Source organism: Petrotoga halophila DSM 16923 (assembly GCF_002924615.1).
In genome coordinates this window covers 1-1,152 of record NZ_JALY01000204.1, presented here as the reverse complement: position 1 = coordinate 1,152, position 1,152 = coordinate 1, and the positions used below count along the sequence as shown (strand labels likewise).

Annotated in this window: 1 protein-coding gene; it reads right to left on the bottom strand. The window is 34.5% G+C overall.

The window, feature by feature from the left end; genetic code table 11:
• The coding region (locus AA81_RS09995; protein ID WP_245863580.1) for a Clp protease N-terminal domain-containing protein at positions 1-1,100 on the bottom strand (1,100 nt) is incomplete at its 3' end.
• Positions 1,101-1,152 lie beyond the last annotated feature (52 nt).

The window sequence follows — 1,152 nt, the reverse complement described above, 5'->3', positions numbered from 1 at the left end:
ACCTTGTGATGCTTTTCGTACGTTTCTTTTATACCTTTAAGTATTTCAATAGCTTGCTCAGGGGTAGGTTCTTGTATATACACTGGTTGAAACCTTCTCGCTAAGGCTTTGTCCTTTTCAATGTATTTTTTATATTCTTCATACGTTGTTGCTCCAATAACCTTTATTTCACCTCTAGCTAAGGCTGGTTTCAAAATATTTGCTGCATCCATTGCATTTCCTTCAGCCACTCCAGCACCTATTATATTGTGCAGTTCATCGATAAAAAGAATAATTTCATCGCTTTTATCTTTTACTGTATCGACGACTGATTTAAGCCTTTCTTCAAACTCACCTCTAAATTTTGAACCCGCCAGTAAAGCAGCCATGTCTAACTGTAAAATTTTCTTATTTTTTAGATAAGAAGGAGGATTTTCTTCTACTATCATTTGTGCTAAACCTTCCACTACAGCGGTTTTACCAACCCCAGCGTCACCAACTAAAACTGGGTTATTTTTGGATTTTCTGGATAATATTTCCACCATTCTATTTATTTCTTTTTCTCTTCCAATGACAGGGGTAAGTTTTCCTTTTTTAGCCTCTTTGGTTAAATCAATAGTGAATTTTTTCAAAGGATCGCCCGCCCCTGATTCTATTTCTTCGTCTCCGTTTTCTAACATTTCTTGTAGCTGTTCTCTAATCAAAGCCTCTGAAGTATAAGCGGACAACAGTTTGGACGCGTAAGATGTACCTTCCATTAAAATTCCTAATAATAAGGCTAGTAAAGGAATCTTTTTAAATCCCATCTTGTCGGCTTCTGATTTAGCTATTTGTAAAGCGTTTGCTAAACTAGTTGATAGATATATACCTTGTGCACCACCATAAGACATGGAGTAATATACTCCCATTTCTTCAGATAAAGCTTCTTCAAGCTTGATTTTTATAGAATTAATATTGGCACCTTGAAGAGCTTTTTTCACATTTTCATCTTCAACATTTAAAATTGCTAACAATAAATGCTCAGGTTTAAGAATATTCCCTCCTGAATAACCTAGAACATTTTGAGCTTGTTGAAATGCTTTCAAAGATTTTTCAGTGAAATCATTCGGATTGAATCTCATTATGTCACCTCCAACTATTTTACGTAATAAATTATTTTATCACTCGTAACTT